Annotated in this window: 3 protein-coding genes; all 3 read left to right on the forward strand. The window is 68.0% G+C overall.

The genetic code is table 11. From position 1 onward, the window contains the following. The coding region (locus ACTOQ1_RS42665; RefSeq protein ID WP_440074285.1) for a family 43 glycosylhydrolase at positions 1-1,613 on the forward strand (1,613 nt) is incomplete at its 5' end. 20 nt (positions 1,614-1,633) lie between these two features. Further along, positions 1,634-3,145: an endo-1,4-beta-xylanase gene (locus ACTOQ1_RS42670; protein ID WP_440074287.1), complete on the forward strand. Its 1,512-nt coding sequence runs from the start codon at positions 1,634-1,636 to the stop codon at positions 3,143-3,145. 94 nt (positions 3,146-3,239) lie between these two features. Beyond that, on the forward strand, positions 3,240-3,406 hold a 167-nt coding region (locus tag ACTOQ1_RS42675; RefSeq protein ID WP_440074290.1), incomplete at its 3' end, for an RICIN domain-containing protein.

A 3,406-nucleotide genomic window follows, 5' to 3' on the forward strand; every position in this document is an offset into this window, starting at 1 on the left:
ACGGCGCCAACATCGTCCAGTACGACGACTGGGGCGGCAACAACCAGCAGTGGCAGTTCGTCCAGGTCGGCGGAACGGACCCGACGCCCACCCCGACCCCGACGCCGGGTCCGGGCGGTAACTACACCAACCCGGTCGTCTGGCAGGACTTCGCCGACGGCGACATCATCCGGGTCGGCGACGCCTACTACTACTCGGCGTCGACGATGCACTACTCGCCCGGCGCGCCGATCCTGCGCTCCTACAACCTGGTCGACTGGGAGTACGCGGGCCACTCGGTCCCGCGCCTGGACTTCGAGTCCAACGCCTACGACCTCAACGGCGGCCGAGCCTACGTGAAGGGCATCTGGGCCTCGACGCTCAACTACCGGCCGAGCAACAGCACCTACTACTGGATGGGCTGCACCGAGTTCAACCGCACCTACGTCTACACCGCCTCCGCCGTGGACGGCACCTGGACCAAGCGCGCCCGGATCAACAACTGCTACTACGACGCCGGCCTGCTCGTCGACGACAACGACACCATGTACGTCGCCTACGGCAACGGCACGATCAGCGTCGCCCAGCTCTCGGCCGACGGTCTCAGCCAGGTGCGCGCCCAGCAGGTCTTCCAGACCCCCTCCAGCGTCGGCACCCTGGAGGGCGCCCGCTTCTACAAGCGCAACGGCTACTACTACATCTGGCTGACCCGCCCGGCCAACGGCCAGTACGTGCTGCGCTCCAGCAGCCCGTTCGGCCCGTACGAGATGCGCCAGGTCCTGCTGAACATGCCCGGCCCGATCTCCGGCGGCGGCGTGCCGCACCAGGGCGGCCTGGTCCAGACGCAGAACGGCGCCTGGTACTACATGTCGTTCGTCGACGCCTACCCCGGCGGCCGGATGCCGGCTCTGGCACCGATCAACTGGAGCGCCGACGGCTGGCCGACCGTCCAGACGGTCAACGGCGGCTGGGGCGTCAACTACCCGAAGCCGAACATCCAGACCTCCAAGACCGTGGCCTCGATGATCGGCCCGGACACCTTCACCTCGGGCAGCCTCGGCCACCGGTGGGAGTGGAACCACAACCCCGACACCAGCCGCTTCTCCACCGGAAACGGCCTGCGCCTGCAGACCGCGACCGTCACCAACGACCTCTACAACGCCCGCAACACCCTGACCCACCGCATCCAGGGCCCGTCGTCGACCGCGACGATCGAGCTCGACTACTCGGCGATGGCCAACGGTGACCGGTCCGGGCTGGCGATGCTCCGAGATCAGTCGGCGTGGATCGGCGTCAAACGCGACAACGGCGTCAACCGGGTCGTGATGACCAACGGCCTGACCATGAACAGCAGCTGGGCCACCACGGGCACCGGCACCGAGGCGGCGAGCGCGAACATCTCGGGCGGCAAGATCTGGTTGCGGGTGAACGCCGACATCCGGCCGGGATCCGGCAGGCAGGCCCGGTTCTCCTACAGCACCGACGGCGTGAACTTCACCGCGCTCGGACCGGCCTTCACGTTGAACAACGCCTGGCAGTTCTTCATGGGCTACCGCTTCGGCATCTTCAACTACGCCACCCAGTCACTGGGCGGAGCGGTGACCGTGAACCGGTTCGACCTCACCACACCGTGAAACCAGAAAGGTAGCCCGTGATGCACCCCCCAAACCGCTCGGCCCGGCCTTCCGGGCGCACCCGGCTGCGGAGATTCCTGTCCCTCCTGAGCGCCGCCGTGGTCGCCATCGGCGTGTCGGCTGCGATCTCCGCTCCGGCGGACGCAGCCTCCACGCTGGGCGCGTCGGCGGCCGAGAGAGGCGGCCGCTACTTCGGCGCCGCCGTCGCAGCCGGCAGGCTCGGTGACTCCACCTACGTCAACATCCTCAACCGCGAGTTCAACTCGGTCACCGCCGAGAACGAGATGAAGTGGAGCTCCACCGAGCCCCAGCGCGGCAGCTTCAACTACACCAGCGCCAACCGGATCGTGAACCACGCCCTGGGCCAGGGCATGAAGATCCGCGGTCACGCCCTGCTCTGGCACCAGCAGCAGCCCGGCTGGGCCCAGGGCCTGTCCGGTTCCGACCTGCGCAACGCCGCGATCAACCACGTCACCCAGGTCGCCACCTACTTCCGCGGCAAGATCGATTCCTGGGACGTCGTGAACGAGGCGTTCGCCGACGGCGGCAGCGGCGGGCGGCGCGACTCCAACCTGCAGCGCACCGGCAACGACTGGATCGAGGCCGCCTTCCGGGCGGCCGACGCCGCCGACCCGGGTGCCAAGCTCTGCTACAACGACTACAACACCGACGGGATCAACGCCAAGAGCACCGGCATCTACAACATGGTGCGCGACTTCAAGGCGCGCGGCGTGCCGATCGACTGCGTCGGCTTCCAGTCACACCTGGGCGGCTCCATCTCCGGTGACTACCAGGCCAACCTCCAGCGCTTCGCCGACCTCGGCGTCGACGTCCAGATCACCGAGCTCGACGTGGCCCAGGGGTCCAACCAGGCCAACATCTACGCCACGGTGACCCGGGCGTGCCTGGCGGTGTCCCGGTGCAACGGCATCACCGTCTGGGGCATCCGCGACAGCGACTCCTGGCGCACCGGGGAGAACCCGCTGCTGTTCGACGCCTCCGGCAACAAGAAGGCCGCCTACACCAGCACGCTCAACGCCCTCAACGGCGGTTCCACCAACCCGACCCCGACGCCGACGCCGACCTCCGGCGGGCCGATCGACACCAACGCCTGGTACGTCCTGGTCAACCGCACCAGCGGCAAGGCCCTGGACGTCTACGGCCTGTCCACGGCCGACGGCGGCCGCATCACCCAGTGGTCCCGTAACAACGGCAACAACCAGCAGTGGCAGTTCGTCAACTCGGGCGGCGGCTACTACCGCGTCAAGTCCCGCCACTCGGGCAAGGTCCTGGACGTCAGCGGCTTCTCCACCGCCAACGGCGGCGCCGTCGTGCAGTGGGCCGACCTCAACGGCACCAACCAGCAGTGGCGCCTGGCCGACTCCTCGGGCGGTTACGTCCGCCTGATCAACCGCAACAGCAACAAGGCCCTGGAGGTCCAGGGCGCCTCCACCGCCGACGGCGCCAACATCGTCCAGTACGACGACTGGGGCGGCAACAACCAGCAGTGGCAGCTCTCCCGTGTCGGTTGAGCCGTTCTCGAACAAGGAGCACACTTTGGAAATCACGCATACCCGGCGCCCGCACCGGAGGACGGCGGCGATCATCGCGGCCGTGACCACGCTCATGGCCGGTTTCCTGGTCGCGCTGGTGTCGACGAACGCCGCGAACGCGGCGACCGTCGACACCAACGCCTGGTACGTCCTGGTCAACCGCACCAGCGGCAAGGCCCTGGACGTCTACAACCTGTCCACGGCCGACGGCGGCCGCATCACCCAGTGGACGCGTAACAA

This window comes from Streptosporangium sp. OZ121 (genome assembly GCF_051918885.1).
Taxonomy (GTDB): Bacteria; Actinomycetota; Actinomycetes; order Streptosporangiales; family Streptosporangiaceae; genus Streptosporangium.

Coding starts and splice junctions, on each gene's coding strand:
- ACTOQ1_RS42670 (WP_440074287.1), top strand. CDS start 1,634: ATGCACCCCCCAAACCGCTCGGCCCGGCCTTCCGGGCGCACCCGGCTG.